Annotated in this window: 17 protein-coding genes and 1 pseudogene; 8 read left to right on the forward strand and 10 right to left on the reverse strand. The window is 42.6% G+C overall.

The features are described from left to right. Nucleotides 1–2 precede the first annotated feature (2 nt). The 5 genes and pseudogenes from IGJ12_RS10565 to IGJ12_RS10585 all read right to left on the reverse strand — a co-directional run bounded on the left by IGJ12_RS10565 (nt 3) and on the right by IGJ12_RS10585 (nt 6,819). Nucleotides 3–974 carry an alpha/beta hydrolase gene (locus IGJ12_RS10565; protein WP_008378639.1) on the reverse strand — a complete coding sequence of 324 codons (972 nt, stop codon included), beginning with the start codon at nt 972–974 and terminating at the stop codon, nt 3–5. A 3-nt stretch (nt 975–977) separates the two neighbouring features. Next, a pseudogene (locus IGJ12_RS10570) lies at nt 978–2,338 on the reverse strand (glycoside hydrolase family 1 protein). Beyond that, nucleotides 2,331–3,236, reverse strand: a complete 906-nt coding sequence (locus tag IGJ12_RS10575) for an ROK family protein (RefSeq protein WP_430618989.1) — start codon at nt 3,234–3,236, stop codon at nt 2,331–2,333. Before IGJ12_RS10575 ends, IGJ12_RS10570 begins: the two are co-directional and overlap by 8 nt. A gap of 9 nt (nt 3,237–3,245) precedes the next feature. After that, complete coding sequence (locus IGJ12_RS10580; protein WP_008378647.1) at nt 3,246–4,598, reverse strand: PTS sugar transporter subunit IIC; 1,353 nt, start codon at nt 4,596–4,598, stop codon at nt 3,246–3,248. 19 nt (nt 4,599–4,617) lie between these two features. Then, on the reverse strand, nt 4,618–6,819 hold the full coding sequence (locus tag IGJ12_RS10585; protein ID WP_139960154.1) for a glycoside hydrolase family 3 N-terminal domain-containing protein: 2,202 nt from the start codon (nt 6,817–6,819) through the stop codon (nt 4,618–4,620). Nucleotides 6,820–6,979: 160 nt separating this feature from the next. Between IGJ12_RS10585 and IGJ12_RS10590 the strand changes: the two genes are divergently transcribed. Continuing rightward, nucleotides 6,980–8,155, forward strand: coding sequence for a helix-turn-helix transcriptional regulator (locus IGJ12_RS10590; RefSeq protein WP_253271636.1), 1,176 nt, complete (start codon nt 6,980–6,982; stop codon nt 8,153–8,155). Nucleotides 8,156–8,261: 106 nt separating this feature from the next. Continuing rightward, nucleotides 8,262–8,519: a hypothetical protein gene (locus IGJ12_RS10595; protein WP_430618990.1), complete on the forward strand. Its 258-nt coding sequence runs from the start codon at nt 8,262–8,264 to the stop codon at nt 8,517–8,519. A gap of 581 nt (nt 8,520–9,100) precedes the next feature. Here the strand turns inward: IGJ12_RS10595 and IGJ12_RS10600 are convergent. From IGJ12_RS10600 to IGJ12_RS10610, 3 genes are all read right to left on the reverse strand, one after another. Beyond that, nucleotides 9,101–10,570 (reverse strand): glycoside hydrolase family 1 protein, encoded by a 1,470-nt coding sequence (locus IGJ12_RS10600; RefSeq protein WP_430618991.1) that lies wholly within the window; start codon nt 10,568–10,570, stop codon nt 9,101–9,103. Nucleotides 10,571–10,661: 91 nt separating this feature from the next. Further along, nucleotides 10,662–12,563 (reverse strand): beta-glucoside-specific PTS transporter subunit IIABC, encoded by a 1,902-nt coding sequence (locus tag IGJ12_RS10605; RefSeq protein WP_016613444.1) that lies wholly within the window; start codon nt 12,561–12,563, stop codon nt 10,662–10,664. Between the two features lie 169 nt (nt 12,564–12,732). Further along, nucleotides 12,733–13,575 (reverse strand): PRD domain-containing protein, encoded by an 843-nt coding sequence (locus tag IGJ12_RS10610; RefSeq protein ID WP_008378663.1) that lies wholly within the window; start codon nt 13,573–13,575, stop codon nt 12,733–12,735. A gap of 1,047 nt (nt 13,576–14,622) precedes the next feature. On the opposite strand from IGJ12_RS10610, the gene IGJ12_RS10615 reads away from it, so the two are divergent. Continuing rightward, nucleotides 14,623–15,486 carry a helix-turn-helix domain-containing protein gene (locus IGJ12_RS10615; RefSeq protein WP_008378664.1) on the forward strand — a complete coding sequence of 288 codons (864 nt, stop codon included), beginning with the start codon at nt 14,623–14,625 and terminating at the stop codon, nt 15,484–15,486. Nucleotides 15,487–15,797: 311 nt separating this feature from the next. Here IGJ12_RS10615 and IGJ12_RS10620 read toward each other — a convergent pair whose 3' ends face one another. After that, nucleotides 15,798–17,591 carry an oligopeptide ABC transporter substrate-binding protein gene (locus IGJ12_RS10620; RefSeq protein WP_244731999.1) on the reverse strand — a complete coding sequence of 598 codons (1,794 nt, stop codon included), beginning with the start codon at nt 17,589–17,591 and terminating at the stop codon, nt 15,798–15,800. 360 nt (nt 17,592–17,951) lie between these two features. Between IGJ12_RS10620 and IGJ12_RS10625 the strand changes: the two genes are divergently transcribed. The 5 genes from IGJ12_RS10625 (at nt 17,952) to IGJ12_RS10645 (ending at nt 22,710) form a co-directional block, all read left to right on the forward strand. Continuing rightward, nucleotides 17,952–19,253, forward strand: coding sequence for a DUF1576 domain-containing protein (locus tag IGJ12_RS10625; protein ID WP_086316314.1), 1,302 nt, complete (start codon nt 17,952–17,954; stop codon nt 19,251–19,253). Further along, entirely contained in the window at nt 19,250–19,600 is a 351-nt protein-coding gene (locus IGJ12_RS10630) for a hypothetical protein (RefSeq protein WP_008378669.1), read from the forward strand. Before IGJ12_RS10625 ends, IGJ12_RS10630 begins: the two co-directional genes overlap by 4 nt. Before the next feature lie 168 nt (nt 19,601–19,768). Then, on the forward strand, nt 19,769–20,131 hold the full coding sequence (locus IGJ12_RS10635) for a YxeA family protein (protein ID WP_005235132.1): 363 nt from the start codon (nt 19,769–19,771) through the stop codon (nt 20,129–20,131). Between the two features lie 7 nt (nt 20,132–20,138). Next, complete coding sequence (locus IGJ12_RS10640; RefSeq protein ID WP_005235131.1) at nt 20,139–20,891, forward strand: ABC transporter ATP-binding protein; 753 nt, start codon at nt 20,139–20,141, stop codon at nt 20,889–20,891. A gap of 13 nt (nt 20,892–20,904) precedes the next feature. Continuing rightward, a complete protein-coding gene (locus tag IGJ12_RS10645) occupies nt 20,905–22,710 on the forward strand; it encodes an ABC transporter permease (RefSeq protein ID WP_430618992.1) in 1,806 nt (601 codons plus the stop codon). A 97-nt stretch (nt 22,711–22,807) separates the two neighbouring features. Here IGJ12_RS10645 and IGJ12_RS10650 read toward each other — a convergent pair whose 3' ends face one another. Then, the gene (locus IGJ12_RS10650) at nt 22,808–23,521 is read right to left on the reverse strand and encodes a demethylmenaquinone methyltransferase (protein ID WP_244732008.1); all 714 of its coding nucleotides are present in this window, start codon (nt 23,519–23,521) and stop codon (nt 22,808–22,810) included. Between the last annotated feature and the right edge of the window lie 67 nt (nt 23,522–23,588).

The raw sequence follows: 23,588 nt of genomic DNA on the forward strand, positions 1-23,588 counted from the left end.
TTTTACTCTTCCTTTCTAGGATCAATCAGCTGCAAAACAAGCGCTTGATAAGAAACATTCTCAAAAGCTTCTGGCATGATCGTTAGTAGTTGCTGCAAGCTGATGTTTTTTACGATTTTTAAGCGGCTTTTGTCTGCCCATGATGGAAAAGCCTGCAACAGCAAGCGTTTGTTTTCACCTGACTCGAGTAATGCCCGAATTGGCCACTGCCCTAAATCAGGAAACAAAGCTGGCTGGGCAACTTTATCTGCCCAGTTCAACTCTAGCCATTCGACGCATTCATCAAACCAACGGGCAAAACGTGGATCAACTATTTCTTTACGATTACCGAAGCGTTCGGTCGCCAAAGAAAGACCGTGACGTCCTTTTTGGAAAATATGACTTTCAAAGGGAACCTCGTGATCTTCTAGGGCCTGCAGATACGCCAATGAATTTTCGATAGGAACGACATTGTCTTCAAAGGTTGAAAACAAAAAGGTGGGCGGCGTATCTTTTGTGACACATTCCTCTAATGAAGGGGCATCGATCTTCATCACAGTAGCAAATGAAGACAATATCGCTGGGTAGCCTAAAATACATAAGCTCGGTTTCATTGAGGAGAGTGTTGATAACGCCGCTGCCAAATGGCCGCCGGCAGAAAAGCCGATCACAGCGATTTTTTCGGCATCGATTCCCCATTCACTTGCAAGTTCTCGGATTTTAGTAATCGCTTTTTCTGCATCTGCTAAGGAATGGCTGAAACTGCGATGTGTCCCTACATGATAGCGTAAGACCCCGGCGTGAAAACCTTGGGCAGCAAAATTTAAAGCAATCGGCTCAGCTTCCCGCTCACTACAAAAGGAGTAGCCGCCACCGGGAATCACCAAGACAAACGGACGATCGCCCACCCGTTCATACTCGGCTTTTTCCTCATGCAGGTACACTGTCAAACCGGCTTGCGCTTCTGGATCAAATAGATATTCCTGAAAAAACATCGCTTACTCTCCTAACCCGTTTTTATCGATGACGTTTTGATACCAATAAAAACTATCTTTCTTGTATCGCGCCAAGTCCAACAGCTGCTCGTCCGTACGATTGACATAGATAAACCCGTAGCGTTTAGCGATGCCTTCATGAGTACTGACTAGGTCAATCGCACTCCATGGAAGCCGATCACATCGACGCCGTCTTCGATTGCGAGCGCCATTTGTTCGATGTGCTGTTGCAAGTAGTCGATCCGATAATCATCGTGGATTTTACCATCAGTTGTCAAAACATCCTTGGCACCAATGCCATTTTCCGTGATCAAAAGAGGCAGACGATAACGGGAATAGATTTCGTTCAACGTAAAACGAAAGCCCTCTGGATCAATCGGCCAGCCGAATTCAGTCATGGGCAAATGGGTGTTTTCTACTGCTTGGAAAAAGCCGGGAATCCCGAAACCAGACTGTTGATCGAGTTTTGTCTCTTTTTGAAAATAGCTGCTGACGGTCATCGTATTATAATAATTCAATGCGATGTAATCACATGTTCCAGCCGCCAAAATCTTTCGATCTGCTTCAGTGACTGTCGGTGCTGCACCAATCGTCTCTAACAAATGCCATGCGTTATGGTTGTATGTGCCGAAAACAGCCGCATCTAGGAATAACCAATTTCTCAGCGCACTCATAGAAAGAGCTGCCAGCTGATCGGCTGGTTTTTCAGAAGCTGGATAGACACTGGCGATATTCGGTGCTGGGCCAATCTTGCCGCTAAAATTACCGGCATGAAACTGTTGGGTCACCAATGCTTGTGCCACTAGCATATGATGATTTTCTTGAAATTTTTCTTTCATGGATTTTTGACTCGTCCCAATGACCGAACCAGCAAGTGCCATCACATTTTGCTCGTTGATGGTTTGCCATAGCGGGACTTGATGGCCAAAGTTTTCGAACAGTACTTGGCAGTAATCAGCAAATGCTTGGATCGTCTCTCGGTTTTCCCACCCGCCTTGCTTCGCGATCGTAACGGGCAGATCAAAATGGAATACGGTGACGATTGGTTGAATCTCGTTTTCTAGTAGCAGATCGATCAGGTTTTGATAAAACGCCAATCCTGCTGGGTTGACCTGACCATCGGGCATGACTCGACTCCATGATATAGAAAAACGATAGGCTTTTAACCCTAATTCTTTAAACAATTTCACATCTTCTTCATAGCGATGATAGTGATCTGATGCTACTTTAAAATCAGTGGTCCCTTGCGGAATCTCTTTGATGTCTTGCACTGAGGGACCTTTGCCGTCTTCTGCCCATGCGCCCTCTACTTGATAAGCACTAGTGGATGCTCCCCACAAAAATGCTTCCGGAAATTTACTCATCCCACGGTTCCTCCTTGGCTGCGCCGATCAAGTTGGCGTCCGCTTGAAAATAAGCGGCTTGGATCGCAACTGGCTGCAGCGTTTTCTCAATGATTGGTGCGGTTTTAAAAATAGCTTGATAGCTGCTAGATATGGCTTCGATCAAGCGTGGCTGACGGCTGATCCCGCCACCGATAACGATTTTCTCCAGAGCTAAAAGACACTGAAGATCGAAACACAAGACAGCGATTTCTTTGGTATAAGCTAAAAATAAAGCCTCTGCCTCAGGATCAGCAGTTTTCGTAAGGGTATCAAAGACCAAAGGACCATCAGGCGCGATAGCCATACTAGCAGCCAAACGCTCAATTAATCCGACAGCCGAAAGACCGATTCCCACAAAAGAGTCCGCGCCTCTCATTTGTCGGTCACGAATCATAAAACTGACTTCACCAGCTTGTCCATGATGCCCACGATAGAGTTTTCCATTGAGACAAAGACCAACTCCCACACCTGTTCCTAAAATGATTGCCGCACCATTTTGGATCCCTTGCAGATTGCCGGCTTTCATTTCCCCTAGCGCGGCGGCTTTTGCGTCGTTTTCGACAGTAACCTCTGTCACCATGCCATCGCTTAACTGGCAGATCAATTCTGGCAAATTTACCCCATCAAGGTATGGCAAGGCACCACCAAAGAAGACCGTCCCTGTTTCATTAACTGAACCAGGGACTGCGATAGCCACTTTCGTGAAAGAAACTTGACGGGCATAGCTTTGGAGGATCGTTTTGATAGTTTCACTAAATGCCGCCAGCGTTGCCGGGGTGGGAAAACTTCGTCCGTCGGTGACTTCATTTTTTTCAACCCATCCCGTTTTGATGTGCGTCCCACCGATATCAATTCCTAAATAAACCAAATGTGCCACTTCCTTTGTTTACGCTTGAATTTCTTCCACGACTTTTTCTGTCATTTTTGCTGCTTCACTTGCTTGCTTTTTTTCAGCAGCCATTTCTAATTCGTACTCTTTTTTATCCGCAATTTTTAGAAACGGATACCACATAACAATACCGATCAGCATACAGATAACCATCAAGATCGTGTAATTGAGCCCTCCTGAAAAGGGCATTTTGATAAAAGTCGGTGTAGTCCATGGCAATAGACTCATGGTTGGATTCAAACTGATTGGGAGGATCGTTGTCGCCAATCCCCAGGTCACAAAGCCAGCGATCAATTGTGTAAAGACTTGCGGAATAAAGAACAACGGATTCAAAATAATCGGCATCCCGAACATGATTGGCTCTGTGATGTTAAAGATCGACGGGATAAACGACAATTTTCCTAATTGTTTCATTTTTGCCGATTTGCTGCGGATCATAAAGAAGGTCACAAAGCCCATGAAGCCAGCAGCATACATGCCCATATAAATCACTGAAGGAATCAGATAAGGCAGCGCTTGTCCTTGTTGGTAAGCGGCAATATTTGAAACGACCATGGTCATACTAATCGCCCCGAGTGGTCCTTGTAAAACTGCATTATGAATTCCGAAAAACCATAAAACAGCTAATAATTCCATAATGATGATGATCGATAGCGGGCTGGCAACTAAGGAGTTCAACGGCGCATTGATCACATCGATAAAGAATTGGAAAATCGAACCGGATGAAGTAAACCCAAATAAGACACGTAAGACAAAGACGACTGCAAAAATGATCGTGACAACAAACACTGGTGCTAAAGATTGGGTTACCATTGGGGGAACACTATCCGGTAGCTTGATCATAATGTTTTTTCTCGATAAGAAAGCATAAAAGCGAGTGACCAACAAAGCGGTCAGCATGCCGATAAACAGTCCTTGCCCGCCTAAGAAATCAAGCTTCAAGGCACCAATCGTTTGTTCCACTGCTTGGCCATCTTGCATGACAGTTGTTGCGACGGTTTGTGGCATCAACATAATGAAACTAGCTAAAGAAATAATCGCTGAATTGCGTTCATTGCTTCCTAATTGTTTTGCGTAAGAATACGCCAAACTGTATACAACATACAAGGCAAAAACGCCAGTTGCTCCGTTGGTGATCGCTTCAACATGCTGGAAGATGCCAATTTTCGTCAAATAGTCCGTCCAACCAGGAATCGGAAAATTTCCAATGATCGTGATAAACGCAATTCCTAAAGTGATGGGACTTGTTCGAATAAAACCCTCCATCAAAGCGGCCAATACTTTGTTTTGTTGTAATTTTTGTGACATTGGTAATAGTTTGCTACTTAAAAATGCTTCTAATTTTTCCATTCTTTCTCACTCCTTTAGTTTAGATCGTTACACTAAGCATCGTTTCTTTTTGATCGATCCGCATTAGGAATCGATAAGTACCTTTGGTTATGTGTTTCTTCCCTTGATTGTCATAGAAAACAAGTTCTGACAACGGCAGTGACAATCTGCGCTCTTTTTCTTCTTGGGGCGCGAATGAGATGAGGTCACTCGCAATTAATTGGCGACTTGGACGAACCATTGCCGCTGGGCGCTGCATGAGATAAATTTGGATGACGGTTTCTGCAGCTATTGCCGATTGGTTTTTCACTCGATAAGCCAAATGGATTGTCTCGCTAGATACTTCACTACCAAGCCATTCACCAGTAAACGAACTGTAACTAAGACCTGTTCCGAATGCGAATAAGGGTTCATTTGATTCATCGCGGTATTTTGACAAAAAGCGATCAGAATGCTCACTATCTGTCAAAGGTCTGCCCGTTGGCAGTTGGGCACTGTATAGTGGGATCTGTCCTTCACTCCGAGGAAAGGTCATCGCCAGTTTTGCCGTCGGAGAAGCCTGCCCACTCAACAGATTGGCGATCCCGATCCCGCCCATCGTTCCTGGATACCATACGAGCAACAGACTATCAAATAATGCTTCCACTTGTGTTAAGACTAACGGTCTGCCAGTATAAAGCACGCCAATCAAAGGCTTGCCAGTTTTTTTCAACGCTTGGATCAAACGAATTTGTTTCAATGGCAGCTGCAAATGAGCTTTTGATGCCCCTTCGCCGCTCTCCAAAAACTGCTCTCCAAAAGTCAAGACGATAACTTCGGCGGCTTCGGCGGCTTCCATGGCTTCCAAAAGCAACTGATCTTCTGGTTCGATCGGTCCATTCAGCTGTTCGATCCCGGCTTTTAAAGGACCAAATTTCTCATACGAGTCGAATAGATTGTATCCACGAGCAAAGATCAAGTTTTCGGGTGCGAAATGCTGCAGCAAACCGGTTTTTAAAGGAATCGTGTCTTGTGGCTTGCCGCTGACTGACGCCCAAAAACCTAAGGTCAACCGGCTTTCTCCATAAGGACCGATCACAGCGACGGTTTGGTCCTTTTTCAAAGGTAAGCTGCCCTCATTTTTTAACAGCACACAGCTTTTTTCTACTAGCTTAACGGCTAGCTCTTTGGCTTTATCCGACAAAACCTCTCCAGTTTGTTGCGTTTTCAACCCTCGATAGGGTTCCTCAAACAAACCTAATTGATTTTTTAGTACGAGAATTCGCCAGACTGCTTCATCCAGCAACGCGGCTAATTCGGGTTGTTTAATCAGTTCTGGCAAATGCGTCGCATAGACCGATGTCATCATATCAAAATCAACGCCCGCTTCCAAACCTTTCTGAGCGGCCTCCCGTTCATCTTTGACAAAACCGTGGGGGACCAATTCTTTGATGGCGGCATGATCGGAGACCAGTACCCCATCAAAACCGAAACGTTCGCGCAAAATCTCTCGGTTCAACCAGCGGCTACCCGTTGCAGGTTCACCATTCAATATGTTGAAGGCCGTCATCACTAGCAGTGCTTGGGCTTCGATCGCCGCTTGATAGGGTTGCAAATATTCATTGAATAAGCGCTGATTGGACATATCGACCGTATTGTATTCTCTGCCCGCTTCGGGTGCACCATAACCAGCAAAATGTTTGATGCAAGCAGCAACGTGATTTTCTGCCACTCCTTGATCAAGATTGCCTTGGTAGCCGGTCACGACGCTTTTAGCAAAACGTTTTGCCGTATACACATCCTCTCCTGGCGACTCCATCACTCTGCCCCAGCGAGGATCGCGAACAAGATCCAGCATGGGTGAAAAGATCACATGAAGGCCATTTTGGTAACATTCTTTGGCGGTCATCTCAGCGGCTTGCCCGATCAAATTAAAATCGTAGGAACCTGCTTGGGCAAGGGGAATCGGAAAAATCGTTCGAAACCCGTAGATGACGTCCGACATAAACAGCATAGGAATCTTTAGTCGGCTGTGTGCTAACGTTTCCCTCTGTAACTGAATCAATTTTTGGTAATCGTTCACATTATAAATCGAACCAATCTCGTGAATCTTCAAATTTGGTGGAAGCCCTAAATCTTGCATCGGGCCAGTAGTCATCACCTCATTTTCAATGACTAAACTGCCATTCAATTGAATCGTCTGAGCGATTTTTTCTTCTGGCGTCAATTGCTGAAACAATTCTTTCAATTTTTTACTATCCATGTTTACTCCTTCCTGTAACCGTTTTATTTATCTGAATTATAGAAAGAATCCTTCCTTAGATATACTAAAAAACTAGTGTTTATAATAAATTGTTTATTGAATGCTAAAAAATTTACGTTATACTAAAAGAAAAAACAATGTTTGGACTTTGAGGTGTCTCATGAACAAAACAACACTTACGACCGCCATGGATCTGCTTTATCGCAAATATTTGATCCCGATGATTCTCTTGGATCAAGAAGGGACTCCGCTGTATCCCCCACTCACCTTAACAGCCAAGAATCCTCTGAAACACTATTTGGAAGAAACGAACGGCCCAGTTGCAAATCTCTATCATTTCGGCAAATATATGCTTGGTTGTTTTGCGTTTCAGTTAGCTGGAAAAACCTGTTATATGGTCATCGGACCCTGTGGAGTGATTGGTACACCAGATACGTCTTACCTATTTCTTGAACATGAATACCACTACAATGTGCACTATTCCAAAGAAGACAAATACTCCTTTGAAGAATACATCCAGCTGCTTTATACGCTGTTTGCGGAGCAGCCGTTGGCAAAAGACCAAATCCATTGGCATTACCAAACTGAATCCCACGACCGATCCATGCAAACAGATCTTAGCTTGGAAACTAATCTTTATGAACGCCGTGTGCATGAAGCTACCTTTGATTCCTATCATTTTGAATTGCGCTATCTTGACTACATCAAACGAAACGAGCCGGAAAAAGTAGTCTGGGTATTTAACAAAATGAAAGAGACCTACAGTGTTTCCCTTTCCCCTCATGAACTGGAAGGCTTAAAACTAAAGTTTTCGGCCTTTGTCGCTGTCGTGACCCGCATGAGCATTGATGAAGGAGTACCAGTCAACCAAGCATTCGGCTTATCTGATTCCTTGATCCAAGGTCTGGTTTATATTCATTCTGCCGATGAGTGCCTCCGCTATATCAAAGAAGCCACCTACCGCTTTATGGAGCTTCTGCATAGCTATCCGCTGGCGCAAAAATCACTGTTGGTCAAGACGATTGTTAATTATGTCGACAGCCATCTCTATGAAAAAGTGACCATTGATGATCTCGCAGCCATCACTCAAAAACATAAGACCCATCTATGTAATCAGTTCAAAAAAGAAATGAACAAAACGATCCACAGCTACATTCAGGAACGAAAGATCAGCGAAGCCAAGCATCTATTGCTGTTCACAGATTTTTCCTACGAAAAAATCAGCACCCAGTTGGCATTTGCCAATCAAAGCCATTTTATCCGCAATTTCAAAGCCGTTACCGGGCAAACACCAAAAGAATTTAAAGAGAAACATTACGCTCATGCTTTAAGTTAAAGACACAATTTCCGAAAAAATGCTCAGAAACAATGGTTATTATTTTTAATAACAAACGTTGTAAGCTATCCTTTTACTCAAATCAATTTGAATGAGGAGAGATAAAATGATCCAACTTGCTCGCTTGATCTTTTGGGTACCAGTCATCTTTTTTTCGTTAGGATTGATCATCGTAACGAAACGATTGCCGCGTTTCACATGGGTTTCCTTATCCATCACGGTTTCTTTAGTGATCTTTGTTTGTAAGATTTTAGAGTATTCCTATACGATGCCTGACATGCAGCTAACTTTCTATTTTATGGGTTTCTTGATTTCGGCTAGTCTTCTTTGTTTTATTTTCTACTTGAGGAGCAGAAAACGGTGAATGACAGTGGCGGGTTTTCCACGTAAATTAGTCAGGTCCCCAGTAACTAAGGATCAATAGCTTCATCAAATACACGGGTTTCTTCCTATCTTTTTAAAGAACTCCCCTCCCCTGAAAAGGGGCTTTTTTATTGCTAGTTCTGATTCTAACCTCAAGCTTACTGTGTTACTCTAGAAAGATTCGAATCAAAATACAAGGATGTGCCACTCGTTTTTCTCCCCCCTTCCTGCACACGATCGTTATTCCATGAGCTCCTTGCCTTTTTAACGAACTAAATATATAATGAATTTGCAAAATAATAACACAAAAGAACAAATCATCTATCCTCATAAAAGGAGCTTACCCTATGAACTGGCTGACCTTTGTCGTCCAACCACTGACCCTGCTGTTTTTTCTTACAGTATTCTCTCTCGTCTATTTGATGCCCGAATCCCTTGTGCCTAAGCCCAAAATGAAAAAATGGGCGTTGACTGTTTCATTGATCTTTCTATCATGGCAGCTGCTAACCCCCTTTCTCTTCTTTTTTTACTGAGCACAACAAAAAAGCGGCTCTCTTTTTTGAGAGCCGCTTTGGTTTATTTTTAATCCTTTAACAAACTACCGCCATTGGTGGCAATGACTTCTTTGTACCAGTAGAAACTATCTTTGCGAGAACGATCAAAGCTGCCATTTCCTTCATCATCCGCGTCTACATAGACAAAGCCATAACGTTTCGACATTTCTGACGTTGAAGCCGAAACTAAGTCTGTACAACCCCAAGGCGTATAGCCCATCAATTCCACACCATCTTCGATCGCTTCATACATTTGTTCGATATGCGCCTTCAAATAATCGATTCGATAGCTGTCATGGATCGAACCATCCTCTTCCACCGTATCCAAGGCACCTAAGCCGTTTTCAACGATAAACAATGGTACTTGGTAGCGGTCGTACAAGTTATTCAAAGTCACACGCAAGCCGATTGGATCGATTTGCCACCCCCAGTCAGAGGCTTCCAAGTATGGGTTTGATTCGCCTAAAGAAAAGTTGCCGGCCGTTGCTTCGCCGCCTTCTTCAGGATTGTGGCGGGCAATAGAACTCATGTAGTAAGAAAAGGACATGAAGTCGACAGGGTATTGCGCAAGAATGTCTAAATCGCCATCTTCGAAGGTCACTTCGATGCCGTTTTCTTTAAAGAAGCGCTTCGTATACGCTGGATACTTCCCACGAACTTGGACATCAGAGAAGAAGAGATTCTCGTGGTCACGCTTGATTTCTTCCATCACATCTGCTGGATTTGGTGTAGCTGGGTAGGCTTGCATCCGTGCCAACATCATCCCTACTTTGATATCAGGATTGATTTCGTGGGCAAATTTTGTTGCTAAACTAGAAGCCACAAATTGATGATGCACAGCTTGATACATGTCAGAAAGGTTTTGCGTGCCATCTTCGGATAACAAGGCACCGCCAACATAGCCAGAGATCCCCATGATATTGATTTCATTGAAGGTCAACCAATATTTGACTTTGTCTTTGTAGCGGGTCAACACAGTTTCTGCGTATTTGACGAACAAATCGATCACTTGGCGATTTTTCCAGCCGCCATAGTTTAACGCGATCCCGATAGGTGTTTCGTAGTGAGAGAGGGTCACTAAGGGTTCGATCCCGTATTTTGCACACTCATCAAACACGTTGTCATAAAATTGCAAGCCTTCTTCATTTGGCTGAACATCGTCACCATTTGGAAAAATTCTTGACCAAGCGATGGACAGACGGAACGTTTTAAAGCCCATCTCTGCGTACAAGGCGATATCTTCTTTGTAACGATGGTAGAAATCTGATCCCCAACGTTTTGGATACAAGCCTTCTTTGTCATTTAAGGCAAACAAGACTTTTTCCCGAGTCATTGGTGCAGCAAATTCTGCCATGTTTTTACGGTCTTCTGGTTTGACAGCGATCGCCGTATCGGATGTCGCTGGGCCACGTCCGCCTTCGTTCCATGCTCCTTCAAATTGGTTGGCTGCAGTGGCGCCGCCCCATAAAAAGCCTTTTGGAAATTGTTTTTCTGTCATGATTAGCCTACTTTCTTTTTCTTTATTGATCGACACAGCGGATCAGTAAGAAAGCATTCTTACTGATCCTACGACGTGCCGATAAACGCATTTATTTTACGACTTCGATCAAATTGTCGTTCGCTGTTACTTCTTTTGACTGTGTCGTTTGGATGTCACTGTAGTCGTTAGAGTTTGTGACGATGACTGGTGTCAGTAAGGAATAGCCTTCCGCACGAATCGCTTCAGTATCAAAAGAGATCAATTTTTGACCGGCTTTGACTTTGTCTCCTTGGTTGATGTAGGCAGTAAAGTGATTGCCTTCAAGTTCCACCGTATTCATGCCGATGTGGATCAATAATTCTGTCCCATCCTCAGTGACTAAGCCGATGGCATGTTTTGTTGGAAACAAGATTTTGACTTCTGCATCTGCTGGAGCAGTGATTTCACCGATCGCTGGTTCAACGGCGATCCCTTTTCCCATAGCACCTGAAGAAAAGACTTTGTCTTCCACATCTGCTAAAGCAACCACTTGACCGGTTACTGGACTTTTGACTGTTTCATCTTTGACGCTGGCAGAAACGGTTTTTACTTCTGGTGCTGGTGCTGCTGGTGTTGCTTGACCGTCGACTGGTGAATCAACAGTTGTATACAAAGTTGGTACTTTCAATAACATCATGATGATAAATGACGCTACGATTGCAATAACTGTACCGATGGCTAAGTGGATCACGCTATGGAAGCTGCCTGTTGCTGGATCGATATATGCAGGATACAAGAAGATGCCCATACCGCCCATTGCGTAACCAGTGACGTTAAAGATTGACAAGTAGATACCGACGAAACCTGAAACTAAACAAGAAACGATAAATGGTGTTTTCATTGGCAAAGTGTAACCGTAGATCGCAGGTTCAGTCACACCGAAGATCGATGAGATCAATGCTGGCATTGCGCCTTGTTTGACTTTTGGTTCTTTCGTTTTCAACCAAATCGCTGCTAACACACCCGTTTGCGTGAAACATGGTAGCACTGCGGCGGTCAAAATAATCGAAGAACCGTTTTGCGCCATATCCATGATCGCCAATGGCACAAGACCCCAATGAAGACCAAACATTACCAATACTTGCCATAATGCCCCTAAAGCAAATCCATAAATGATTGGGCTGAAATCATAAACCGCTTGGAAAGCAATACCGATCCAGCTAGATGCTGTATTTGCGACTGGACCTACCACAAAGAAGGTCAACGGCACAGTGATCAAAATCGTTACAAAAGGAACCACAAACATTTTGACTACATCAGGTGTAACTTTGCGCATAAACTGTTCAATTTTCGAAGCGACAAAAATCGCTAAAATAATCGGCAGTACGCTATTAAAGTAGCCACCTGCTGGTAAGGTCAAGGTTAGACCAAAGACTTTGCTCGCTTCAGCAACGCTTTCTGCTAAACCAGGATAGACCATCGCACCTGCAATCGCTAATGCTGTATAGGTATTCATCTTGAATTTCTTTGCAGCAGTTACGGCTAAGATCATAGGTAAGTATTGGAACAAACCATCGCCTAGGGTATTCATTACTACATAGATTCCATTGGTCGCTTCCATCCCAGTTGCTGCAAGTAGCGCCGTGATCCCTTTTAAAATACCGGCTGCCGCTAATGGACCTAAGAACGGTTGAAACAAGCTTGAGATGACATCGATAAAGCGGTCAAACAAACTGCCTTTCTTTTCGTCGCCTTCGTCGATATCAAGACTGCCGCCATCGGCTAATCCGCCGACTTTCAGCACTTCATCGTAAACATCTGGCACATGATTACCGATAACCACTTGGTATTGTCCGCCTGCTTTGACAACGGTCACGACACCGTCACGTTTTTGCAAATAATCTGTGTCTGCTTTGCTTTCGTCTTTTAAGTGGAAACGTAAGCGAGTCACACAGTGTTTTACAGAAGAGACATTTTCTTTGCCGCCAACGTGGGCCAAAATGTCTTGTGCTAATTCAGTATATTTTGCCATTTTGATTTCTCCTTTTTAATAGATCATTTAATAAAAATAAAAAGACCGGCCATTTCTACAATAAACAAGCAGGAGTATCACCCATAAAAAACGAGACGGGTCTCCTCAACGAGTATTGTAAGAAAGTGCAGGTCTTGCCAGCCGAACTGTAACGAATCCATTTCCATTCTTAGGTTAATTTTGAGTGAGCGGCTAAGTTACCGATATGCAGAATCAAATACATCAATTCCATATCGTTGACATGCCAGCCCTTTTGTTCAAATAAGTATTCTTTGATCGAATCTGCGGTTTCTTTTTCTTTCGGATAGCTGCTGAAAGCCAAGGCAATCATCGGATTAGCCAATACTGGCTCTTCTTTTTCTTGACTTTGTCGAATTAAATAATAGCGAATGTGGGTCACAAACCGTTGGAAGTAGGAAGAATTCTCATCGTACTCGATGTTCATGCTATACTTAACGATCCGTAAAATATTGTTGGTCAACTCGGTGTGCTCATAGGCACTTTGATTGGCGCTTTTTTCAATTTGCGCATTGACGAAATGCAAAGTGATAAACGCAGCTTCTTCTTGCGAAAAATCGGGATACAGCTCTTTGCGGATTAACTCGACCGCTTGGACACTGACCGCATATTCCTTGGCATAGATTTTCTTGATTTCCCAATGCATGGGATTGGTCAAAACAATTTCTTGCTTTTGACGACTGATGGCAAACAAGATATGATCCATCAGTGTGAAATAAACGTTTGGATTGAAATCGGTTCCAACACTTTCCCGAAAAAGACGCACGATTTCATAAATGACGGCCATTTGTTTCTCGTCAGCCTTCGTCATGACTTTCGACATATGTTCCACTGTCAAGTCATCTTCTGGGTAGTATTTTTTTTCGATTCGCTCAGCCGGAATCAGGTCACCCGGTTTCGTTTGAAAGCCGATCCCTTTTCCCATTAGGATCACTTCAACTTCATCTTCTTTTGAAAGTACAACATTGTTGTTGATCCTCTTGATAATCTTCACGAACGATCCTCCTTGATCAGCATAGCGCATACACAGCTTTGCATCGTTTGACGTCTATGCAGAAGGTCTTGTATTTTTTTCTTTCTCTGACTTGCCATTAAGTGACGAGGTGAATGTCTGCTCCAGGCAGTACTGCAGGATATCGTCAAACCTAGCTGGCACTTCATTGCGTTTTACTTCTCCCCTCCTTTGATGATCAATGACTGGACCTTACCTTGGAACCGGTTCTTTTTTAGCGAATAGAAATAACGGAGCAAAAAAAGAAGACCAAAGCAAAAAAGTGTACAACCCAAGAAACTTTGGGTAATCAATGCACTTTTTTCCTCTGGTCTTGCCTGCCGAACAGTAACGAATCCAGTAATGAGAACACTCTCGTGTTCCGTTGAGATAATAGTACTCATTCTGAGAAAAAATGTCAACACTTTTTTTGCAAACGTTTTTCTTTTTTTGTTTTTGACTTTTTTTCACTATCTTTCTCACTGAATTTCTTTTCTAGCTTTGGTCTTTTAGTTCACTTGAAATACAAGGTTTACTGTGTAGCACAATAAGACCACAAAAAACCGTAATCTTCGTGCATTACGGTCATAGCTGGAAGTATGATGCTTGAAAGACGATCAATCACAAAGAATCAGAAAATTGGGGAAGGTCTGGTGCATGACAGACATTCAACGGGACTGACCACCTTGCGCGATTCATGCGTTTCATGACTTCCACAAACGAAAAGGTCTCTTTGAGTGGGGGAATCAACCAAATAACCTTTCGATTCTTCAAGATCTTCTCTTTCCTGCTTAGAATGTTCGCAGTTCGCCGCGAAAAAAGCAGGACGTAAACTAAATTTCATTTATCAATCTGTCACTGATCCTTCAATGACAAGTATCTAAATGAAAGCCTGTACTAGTTTTTAAATGGGTTGATTTCCCAAGGACCAAATGGTTCAAATTCCATGAAAAACGACCTCCTTTATTATTTGCTATACCCTATTATATTTGATAACATGTTATTAAAATCACATTGTTCAGAAATGCGTCACAATTAAGGAGGTCCCCCATGAAACAGCAAGGCTCTTTAATCAAGAAACTGCGCACAGATCGCAAAATCTCGCAAGCCAAGCTTGCCGAAGGTATTTCCTCTCGCACCACCCTTTCTTCTTTCGAAAATCGCAAAACAAATCTCTCTTCACAAACCTTGTTTGACTACTTAGACAAAATGAATATCACGGTTCATGAGTTCAGTCTGTTGATCGACAGCGAAGCCACTGGTCAGAAACGTCAGCTGGTGCAAGATTTCTATACCCGATATTATGATCGAACACTGACTATCGACTACTTGACTAGCCTTGAGGAACGCTACTTTGAGACACAAAATTTTTTTTATTATTCTTTGTATGTCCAAGGCCTGCTGCTGCTCAACCGTGAATCATTTCTGATGAATCGAGGAGCTTACACCCAAGAAGTTGAACTGGTAAAGCAATACTTGTTTGATATCGAAACCTGGGGGCGCTTTGAGTTGAACTTATTCTCAAATTTGTTATTTATTTTCGACCAAGAAACCATCAGTTACTATTTAGATCATGGGATCAAAAAAATTCTTCGCTATGCCAATGATCCCTTTTATGCAAATTTGTTAAGTGTTGTGATCTTAAATGGCTGCGCCTTTGCCAGTGAAAGTAAGGATTCCTATCTGCTTAACAAGTTTCTGCTTTTGTCTCATCCCTTGCCTAATACACCTCTGTATTTTTATTTGAAAATCCATCAAGTCTTGTATCAAGAAATTTACTCCTATTTGCAATCTTCTCAATTAAACAAAGAAGTGTTAAGAAACAGCTTAATCGTTATCGAACAAGCCGGTTACCAGAACCATAAAAATGACCTGCAAAACTTGATTCATACCGTGACGAATATCTCCATTTAACATTCTTCCCTTTGAATCATCCTATATCCTTACAAACATGATTTATCTTTTTCGTAAACGCCTGTCTGCTTATTGAAGGACAGGCGTTTTTCAGTCAAATGCTAGCCTAACTTGTACACAAAAAACCAGTTAGGTGCGTAGACCTAACTGGTTTTCGGGCTAAAATCTTAAAACGTATCTGGTTTATCCTGACCCAGATTTGATTTTACACAACTCATCCCTCCGGTTAACTATAGAAGTAAACTGAGCTGGCTTTTCAGAAAACGACAAAAGCGTTGTTCTCTTTTGATTTCAGTGATTCAACAAATCGATTAGCGAGATTCTGAAGTTACACCAATTCGTGCCCATGGATTATGATCGGCATCATATGCCCATGTAAAGTTTGCGACACGATCAGAGACCGGCAATACTTGGTTACGGTACAATGTTGGAATTCCAAACGCTTCTTCTAACACATATTCTTGCCATGCATCAAATGCTTCTTTGCGTTTTTCTTCATCGAAGGAATCATTTGAATCGATGGCTGCTAACAATTCTGTATTGCGCTCAGACTCATAACGAGTGTAGTTGAAGGCAGAATTTGGTCCCCATAGACCGGTCGGTGAAGGATCAGACCCTGTTCCCCAAGCAGCTAAATAAACATCGATATCTGGATCATCATTTTTCAGCTTGTCGTAGAATGCTTGGAAGTCGATCAACCGTCCTGTTGAGTATTGAACATCTAAACCGATTTCTTGCCATTGCTGTACATAGTAATCCGCCAACGGCTGTGCAGTTTCTCCACCTGCCATTGAAGCAAAATTGATGGTTAACTTGTTGCCATCTGGATCTTCCCGGAAGCCATCGCCATCAACGTCGATAAAGCCTGCATCATCTAATAATTGATTGGCTCTATCTAAATCTAAATGGTATCCTTCAAGTTCTGAGTTGTGCAATGAGCCATAAACAGGTGGGATCAGAGTGCTAGCATTTGAGCGCAAACCATAATAGAAACGCTCGCCAATTGCATCATTGTCTACAGCATAGCCCATCGCTTGGCGCAAGGCTTTATTTGCCATTTTTGCATCTGGATTGTATTCCACACTATTTGTTTCTTCATTCCAAGTACCCAATTTGAAGCCAAGGTACGTATACGATTGTTCTGGACGGCCTAAAATTTGGTATCCGTCAGTATCCGCATAGGAATCATAAGTATCAGTAGGCATTTTTAGTGCAAGATCGTATTGTTTCGCATTCAACGCTTCGTTGATCGATGCGGAAGGAACGCCACGCATAACGATTTTGTCTAACGGCGGAGTATCACCATAATAATGCTCATTTGGAATATATTCCACTGTCTCACCTGGAACGATGTTACTCATTTGATAAGGACCAAAGCCAATTGGGTTGCTTCGAACGGGATCACTAGATTCCATATCTGCCACTTCAATACCTTCAAAAGTATGTTTTGGTAATGCAGAATACCACACACCGCCACCTAGTTGCATCATTCCTGGATGCATTTCTTTAAATTCAATTTCAACTACTTTATCGCTGACAGCGGTGATTCCAGAAATCGTATCTGAATCTCCGTTGTGATATTCTTCCATACCGACTACATTGGTAAAGGTGTTGTCATAACGAATACCGGTATAATCTTGATGTCCAATAACTTCGTAAGAGAAAATAACGTCTTCAGCTGTGACCTCTTCCCCGTCTGACCATTTCAAGTCATCTCGTAGCGTGATCGTTGCAATATTATTCTCGATATCTAAATCAAGATCAGCCGCTCCGCCATCAATGATTTTGAAATCTGCATCTCTTAAAAAGAGCTGTTCATGACTTGGTAACATAAAATCATTGTCATAAGTATCTTGGTAGAACTCCCATTGGAACAATCCTTGGAATTGAGTATCCATGACGACTGCCACATCCAATGTACCGCCATCCATTACTTCACCATCGTTCACTACTGCCAATGGCATAGTACCAATATCTGATGCTGCAGCGTCTGATGACGACTCTCCTGTATCTGTCGAACCTGTTCCACCTCCGTTACTTTGTCCGCAAGCCCCTAAAACAAGCGCTGCCAATAAAGTAATCATGCCAAACTTCGTTTTCTTCATACTCTTCCTCCTTATTAAATCCCCTCATTTGTGATTCACTGATAAAAAAACCAAGCAAACAGTTTTTTTATCTTAAAATGGCTTTTTTATTAGAAAATCTGAACGAGATTAACTAAATTATAACAATTTTCTCAAAACTCTTTCCGTCAATAATTTCATCAATCTATGAAATTATTGAAAATAAGACGAAAATCATTGATAAATCGCTATTGCTTTTTTTCAAATATCCTTAAGTTTTTCTTTTATGACGTTCCTTTTCTCTCATATTTTTCGAAAAGCGCCTTGTGGAAACTGTCAAAAAAACCTTCTTAGACGAGAAAAGATGTGATACTATGAAAAAAAGGAGCGTTCAGTGAAACTATGTCAGACAAACGAATTTTCTTACAAACGAAATCGAAACCTTTTGCACCGATCTCACAGCTCTTAACTCAGCGGTTGCTTCTGGCTTACAGCTGTGTGTTGATTCTACTCGGCTTGTTCTCCTCGCCGCCTCAGGCATTGTGGCAAGGATCGTTGGCTATTTTGAATGCCCCTAGCAATTTGATTTCTGATTATTTTGCAATCGGCAATCTCGGAAGCGCCTTTTTGAATAGCGGCTTATTGACTTTGATCAGTATCCTGCTTGCTAAAAAGCAAGGAACCATTATTAGTGGTCCGATGATCGCCGCTTTCTTTACCATATCCGGCTTTTCTTTTTTTGGAAAAAACATCTTTAACTCAATCCCCATTCCCTTGGGTGTCTATCTATACTCTTACATACAGCAACGGCCCTCAACCCAGTACTCACTTGTCGCTTTATTTGGCAGTGCTGCCTCACCCGTCATTAGTTACTTAGCATTTGGCTTAGGCTTACCTTTGCCCCTAGGAATCGCGTTAGGTTATGGAATCGGCATTTTGATTGGCTTAACACTCCCCCCACTGGCAGCACAATTTTTACAATTCCATCAAGGATTTTCTTTGTACAATATTGGCTTTGCCACCGGTATTATCACCATGTTTTTCACTAGCTTTTTACGATTATTCGACATGGAAGTCTATTCGAACAAGCAATTGACGACTGACTATCACTATTATCTGACGGCTTTCTTGCTCATCCTTTGTTTTTTCTTGTTTTTTATTGGTTATTTTTTAAATAAACGATCGATAAAAGGTTTAACGGATCTTTTTAAAACTTCTGGGAAACTGATGACCGATTATGTCACAATTTTTTCACTAGGAATCACCATGATGAACATGGCAATGATGGGGCTCTTGATGTTAGTCTTTATTTTCCTGCTGCAAGGCGAGCTTTCCGGTCCACTTTTAGGGGCTGTATTGACCGTGATTGGTTTCAGTGCCTTTGGAAACCATTGGAAAAATAGTTTGCCCGTGATGATTGGGGTGGTCTTAGCCACCAAAGTCGGTTTGACTTCTGATGTATCCACCTTCAGCTTATTACTCACAGCGATCTTTGGAACAAGTTTAGCTCCGATCAGTGGGTATTATGGTCCTGTAGCTGGTATCTTAGCAGGCATCGTCCATGCAGCACTGGTCACAAATATCACTTATTTACATGGAGGATTGAACTTATACAATAACGGTTTTTCCAGTGGATTTGTCGCGGCGGCAATGGTACCATTGTTAGATGAATACCAACAAATCAGAAGGCGGCGAAAAAAATGATTGAAAAAGAACGGGCACGACGAATCGTCGATGAAGTAGTCACCTACTTTTTGTCCCATGACTGTCAAAAGATAACGAGCGAGATGGCCTTTGAAGCAGAAGGTTTCAAAGCAGTCGTGCAGGGCCCTTTCCCTGAACAGCCCTCTGATCTAGAACATTTTATCAACATGCTCAATACACCAAGAGACAGTACCTTGGAAAACTATTACGTTGAACTGTTGGGCGGTCATCAAACGATCCATGAAGAAAAAGATTACTATTTATTGGGATTAATGATCGATGAAGCCGCCATTATGTATGATGAGGGACAACTAGTCGTTGAACTGTTTCGCAAAAAATATGACTGAAGAGTAACAAGCAAACGACGTTTCTGATTTGTGGATCACACAATTCAGAAACGTTTTTTTGTTCGTTCCTCGTGACAAAATTGAAAGTTTATTGATAGATTTTTCACACTCCTTTTCAGAAAACTAGCGTTATACTTTCATCATAATAAAAAACGAGGTGACCTATTTATGAAAAAATTTTTGATTGGACTAGCAGTTGTCGTGCTTGTGGGATTTGGTGCATTGCAAATTGCTGAATCAGTCATCATGGGGGGCGACAGCTATTATGTCCAAATCACGACAGATGGCGAAAAGACGACTTCTAAAGATGACAGTGGCAATGTCTATACTCAATACCACTATGAACTACCGGCTTATGACGAAAATGGCAAAAGCAAAACCCTTGATTTCAATGGTTTCCAAGAGCGGCCTTTGCGTAAAGAAGCCTATTTGAAACTTACTTGGAATGAGAAAAAAGGCGTGACCAGCTATGAAGAGGTCAAAGAAAAAGACATTCCCGCAAAAGCACTAACTCAATTAAAAGGAGCGTAACTTAATCATGGAAAAAATTATTCAAGCAAGTGAACTTACTAAAGTTTACGGAAAAGCCAACGAAAAACAAACCGAAGCCTTGAAAGGCATCAGCTTTGATATTGAAAAAGGTGAATTTATCGGAATCATGGGAGCTTCAGGCTCCGGTAAGTCTACCTTGTTGAACATTCTTTCAACCTTGGATCATCCAACCAAAGGTACGATCCGCATCAACAACAGCGACATCACCAAACTAAAAGGCGATGCCTTGGCAGATTTTCGCAGCCGTGAAATTGGCTTCATCTTCCAAGATTTCAATCTCCTAGAAAACTTAACAGCTTCTGAAAACATTGCGGTGCCCCTTTCTTTACAAGGGGTCAAACCAAAGATCATCCAACAACGGATCAAACGAGTCGCAGAACGTTTGTCTATCACGCATATCCTCGACAACTATCCGGCAGCAATCTCAGGTGGACAAAAACAACGGGTGGCAGCCGCTCGAGCCTTGATCACGGAACCAACGATTCTTTTTGCAGATGAACCGACAGGTGCCTTGGATTCAAAAAGTGCCAAAGACTTATTAAATATGATGGACGACTTGAATACCAATGACCAAGTATCGATTTTATTAGTCACTCATGATCCCCTTTCTGCCAGCTATTGCCAACGTATTTTATTTATCAAGGACGGGAAGATCCATCAAGAAGTGAAACGTGAGGATCAAAGCCGGGAAGAATTTTACCGCAAGATCCTTGTCATTCTAGGAAACTTGGAACAATAAGGAGGAAGAACACATGCTTTGGAAATTATCACTTACCGGAATCAAAGGCCGGTTGAAGGATTATATCGTCCTCTTTTCTGGTTTAGTCATGGCCTCAGCCATCTTCTATATGTTCGAATCAATGGCCAGCAATGAAGCCTTTTTAAAAAGCAACTCGATCATCAGTATGGTGGTCTTTATCTTTCGCTTTGGTTCTGTCTTATTGGGGATCATCACCTTTGCCTACATTTTATACGCCAATTCTTTCTTAATGGCGATGCGGCAAAAAGACTATGCCATGTTTATGATGCTAGGAGCCAAAGGACGTAAGATCGCCCAAATGATTTTCATTGAAACATTCTTGGTCGGGATCGCCGCCACTGCTGTTGGTTCATTACTAGGTATTGGATTAGCCAGTGGTGTCAATACCTTACTAGTGAACCAATTAAATTTACAGATCAGCCATTATGCGGCCTTTAATCTACAAGCATTAGTCGTGACACTTGCATTCTTCTCGATTCTCTTTTTGATCGCTGCTATCTTTAATGCACGGGCAATTGCCAAAAAATCAATTTTAGCCTTGTTACGAGAAACCAGCACACCGACGCAAGTCAAGCAACGTCCTTTCATGCTCTTTTTGCAAACTGTCTTAGGGATTTGTTCTTTAGCAGTCGGTTATTATATGATGAGCGACTTGATGAAATTCCAATTGGTGGGGATCGGTGTTGCCCTAGTTACTATTATTTTAGGGACCTACCTCGTCTTTCGTTCCGTGATCATCACGATTTTATCTTTGCTGAAGAGGACCGATGCCATTGCTTTGAAAAGGTTAAACAATTTCACCTTGTCTCAGCTAAGCTTTCGGATTCGTGATTATACGCAGATGCTATCGATGGTAGCCATGCTCTTTGCTCTAGCATTAGGTGCTTTGACTGTTGGTCTGGGCTTCAAAAACGAGATCCCAATTATGGCAAAATCCGTTGCCCCTTATGACTTGTATTTGAATAATGCCCAAAATGCTTCTGACGAAAAAGTTGCAGCCTTAAAGCCGACTCTTGATGTCACATATAGTCTGAAGGAAACAGACGACACCCTTTATTACAATAAAGATCAATTCAACAAGAACAACTTGCTCAGCACCAGTACGAATCAGATGAGTATCGACGTTACCTACAACAAGCTGTCGGGAGACCAATTAGCCAAAGATATCACCGCGCAGGACCAATTGCGTAGCTACCTCTTGCCAGAACAACGAGGCAAAGAGATCCAAGTTGTCGATCAAACCGCTTTTGACACAATCAATGCCCCTGAATCCAGCTTGCGAATGGTGCAAGTCAAAGACTTTCAAGCAAGTTACGATGCATTACATGAATTGGCGCAAACAAACCAAGAAACCAATACTACTGAAACTGCCGATACGAATTTTTCGCAACGGGTCTTCGTCTATGACACGTATAATGGTCTCTTCTCCGGTTTTGAATTTATGGGCTTTTTCTTGGGGATCGCCTTCTTGACGATGTTAGCAAGCTGCTTGATGTTTAAAATTCTTTCTGGGGCCAACAGCGACATTCAACGCTATACGATGTTGAAAAAAATCGGAACCCGGACTAGCTTATTGAAAGGATCGATCCGCAAAGAGATTGGTGTGCTCTTCCTAGTTCCTGGTATCTTAGGGATGATCCATGTCTTGTTCGGATTACAAATGTTCACAACATTGATGATCGATCCGTACCACGATCTATGGCTGCCCTTTGGCATCTTTATTGCTCTCTATGCCATTTATTACGTGGTGACCATCTGGTTATACACCAACATCGTTTTACGACCAAACAAAAAATAACTCGTACAGACTTTCTGAATTGCTCAACGCAAAGAGACCATCAATCCGCTTGATGGTCTCTTTCATTTCGTCGCTCTTCTATCGAAAAAAAACGCCGTTAGCTTTGAGGTTTAACGCCCATATGCATCGCGGCCGCACCTCCTGCATAGCTTTTGACTTGCAACACATCAAAGCCAGCTGCCTGAAACTCCCGTTTCAATGCCTCCTTGTCAGGAAAATCCCGCGCAGACTCCTGGAGCCAGGAATATTCTTGATAGCTTTTGGCGAACAATTTGCCAAATAACGGCATGACATGGTGAAAATAAAAAGTAAACAGTTGCCGCCAGCCGATCAGTGTGGGCTGTGATGTTTCGAGACAAACGATTTTCCCGTCTGGGCGCAGCACCCGATGGATTTCCGCCAAGACTTGTTGGCGATCCGCGACATTTCTCAACCCGAACCCGATCGTCACATAATCAAAGTGCGCGTCTGGAAAACTTAATGCCATCGCATTGCCGGTCTGCCACTGGATCTGCGTTTGTTGCTTTTTCTGTGCCTTTGCTTTGGCAACCGTTAACATTTCTTCGCTAAAATCAACGCCGGTCACTTGCCCCGTCGGACCGACCGCTTCATTTAAAGCAAACGCCCAATCCCCGGTCCCGCAGCATAAATCTAATATCTCAGCACCCATTGGTACTGCCATCCGTTTCATGGTGTCCTTGCGCCACCGTTTGTGGAGCTGAAAGGAGATAATACCGTTCATTCGATCATAACGGGAAGCGATCGATTCAAATACATCATGTACTTTGGTTTCTTTGGCTGTTGTTGCCATTGCGGCACGTCCTTTCTTTGTTCCCTTCGTTTTGCTGTTGCTTCACGTGCTTCTGCTTTTTAGTCTA

The sequence above is a fragment of the Enterococcus sp. DIV0802b genome (genome assembly GCF_050543535.1).
In the GTDB taxonomy this organism is placed as follows: Bacteria; Bacillota; Bacilli; order Lactobacillales; family Enterococcaceae; genus Enterococcus_D; species Enterococcus_D entomosocium.

Bases quoted from the DNA above. Each gene is read 5' to 3' on its own strand.
- IGJ12_RS10635 (WP_005235132.1), top strand. From the start codon at position 19,769: ATGAAAAAATTTTTGATTGGACTAGCAGTTGTCGTGCTTGTGGGATTT.
- IGJ12_RS10640 (WP_005235131.1), top strand. From the start codon at position 20,139: ATGGAAAAAATTATTCAAGCAAGTGAACTTACTAAAGTTTACGGAAAA.
- IGJ12_RS10625 (WP_086316314.1), top strand. From the start codon at position 17,952: ATGTCAGACAAACGAATTTTCTTACAAACGAAATCGAAACCTTTTGCA.
- IGJ12_RS10650 (WP_244732008.1), bottom strand. From the start codon at position 23,521: ATGGCAACAACAGCCAAAGAAACCAAAGTACATGATGTATTTGAATCG.
- IGJ12_RS10585 (WP_139960154.1), bottom strand. From the start codon at position 6,819: ATGGATAGTAAAAAATTGAAAGAATTGTTTCAGCAATTGACGCCAGAA.
- IGJ12_RS10615 (WP_008378664.1), top strand. From the start codon at position 14,623: ATGAAACAGCAAGGCTCTTTAATCAAGAAACTGCGCACAGATCGCAAA.
- IGJ12_RS10620 (WP_244731999.1), bottom strand. From the start codon at position 17,591: ATGAAGAAAACGAAGTTTGGCATGATTACTTTATTGGCAGCGCTTGTT.
- IGJ12_RS10595 (WP_430618990.1), top strand. From the start codon at position 8,262: ATGATCCAACTTGCTCGCTTGATCTTTTGGGTACCAGTCATCTTTTTT.
- IGJ12_RS10605 (WP_016613444.1), bottom strand. From the start codon at position 12,563: ATGGCAAAATATACTGAATTAGCACAAGACATTTTGGCCCACGTTGGC.
- IGJ12_RS10630 (WP_008378669.1), top strand. From the start codon at position 19,250: ATGATTGAAAAAGAACGGGCACGACGAATCGTCGATGAAGTAGTCACC.
- IGJ12_RS10565 (WP_008378639.1), bottom strand. From the start codon at position 974: ATGTTTTTTCAGGAATATCTATTTGATCCAGAAGCGCAAGCCGGTTTG.
- IGJ12_RS10645 (WP_430618992.1), top strand. From the start codon at position 20,905: ATGCTTTGGAAATTATCACTTACCGGAATCAAAGGCCGGTTGAAGGAT.
- IGJ12_RS10600 (WP_430618991.1), bottom strand. From the start codon at position 10,570: ATGACAGAAAAACAATTTCCAAAAGGCTTTTTATGGGGCGGCGCCACT.
- IGJ12_RS10590 (WP_253271636.1), top strand. From the start codon at position 6,980: ATGAACAAAACAACACTTACGACCGCCATGGATCTGCTTTATCGCAAA.
- IGJ12_RS10580 (WP_008378647.1), bottom strand. From the start codon at position 4,598: ATGGAAAAATTAGAAGCATTTTTAAGTAGCAAACTATTACCAATGTCA.